General features: G+C 47.8%; 1 protein-coding gene and 1 pseudogene. Both read left to right on the top strand.

The features are described from left to right. On the top strand, positions 1-805 hold an 805-nt coding region (locus C5684_RS09060; protein WP_199764548.1), incomplete at its 5' end, for a RecB family exonuclease. Positions 806-873: 68 nt separating this feature from the next. Beyond that, a pseudogene (locus C5684_RS09065) lies at positions 874-1,340 on the top strand (DNA translocase FtsK); the annotation flags it as partial.

Raw genomic sequence — 1,340 nt, forward strand, 5'->3', positions numbered from 1 at the left:
CTTCAAGCTCTTCCCCACCCCCCGCACACGCCATTACCAAGAGGAGAAGATCACCACCACCATCCCTGCTGGTTTTACATGGAGTGCGACCAAGTTCAACGACTTGAGCGCATGCAAACGCCGTTTCTACCTCAAATACATCAAAAATTATGCGCCCACGCCCACAGAGGGTTTCAACATGGGAACATTCTTCCATGAGATTTTATACCAGCACTACAGCACCCACCCCACAACCCCCATCACCCAAGCGCACATGCAAAACTACCTCCAGCAACGCCTAGAAAATCTAAGCCCATTAGAACATTTAAATGTCAAGCTGAGTTTGGAGAAAATGGGGGCGTTTTTTGCTGAGGAACAAAAAAGGTTAGCCAGTGGCAAGGTGCTAGCGTGTGAAAAAACTTTTTCGTTCTCTTGGCAGGGGGTTTTAATTAATGGGCGAGTCGATCGCATCGATCAAGGCGTAGATGGGTCGTATGCCATCTTAGATTACAAGTTTAAATCCAAAGTGAGCGTGGATAAGGACTTAGACAGCCCCAAGGGCTTAGATTACCAGTTGCTCATTTACCAACTGGCTGCCCCCTCTTTGGGGCTAGCAGGTCAGATTAAAACCGCATTTTACGATCTCAAAACAGGCGCGCTTGTGTCAGAAGACCTTGAGATTTTGCAGGGCAAGCAAGAACGCTTAAAAGCCTTATTGGGGGATTTGGATTGTGAGATGGATTTTGCAAAAACCCCCTTTAGGCAGAATTGCCAATTTTGCCCCTATGTGGATATGTGCGGCAATGAGGAGGGGGCATTAAAATAGGGTTTGGGCTCTTTTACGCCCTCTTATTTGTCCTCTTCTTAACCACTTGGTTTGGGGGCGGCGGGCTGGTGGGGGCTATAGGTCAAGAAGTCGCGTGCTTTAACGCCCATTACTTTGGCTATGTGGGCTATCTCAATGTCTTTTATCTTTATTATGTGGCAACTCTTGTGCGCAATCCTACGCTCAAAGCCCTAGAACACTTGTTAGCCAGCCTGATCGCCTTTTTGACCCTCTTATGCATCCAAGCTTTGCTGTTCCAAAAGGGCATGGTGGGCGTGATCTTGGTCGGGACCTTAAAAGTCTATATCGGGTCTTTGGGGGTGTGGGTGTGTGTGTTGGGCATGGGGATATGGGCGTGGGCTACTTTGATGCCTAACACCTATCAAGTCTTTAAAACATGGCTTTATCAGTTTGGCTTGCAAGCCCCCGCAAGGCTACAAAAAGGTCTCAAACTCTTAAACAATGCGCTAAAAAACTTCTTTGAGTCTAAGCCTAGCCCCTTAAAAACTTGGCAAGCCCAAAACCCCCCCAAGAG

This window comes from Helicobacter bizzozeronii (assembly GCF_900196775.1).
GTDB classification, from domain to species: domain Bacteria; phylum Campylobacterota; class Campylobacteria; order Campylobacterales; family Helicobacteraceae; genus Helicobacter; species Helicobacter bizzozeronii.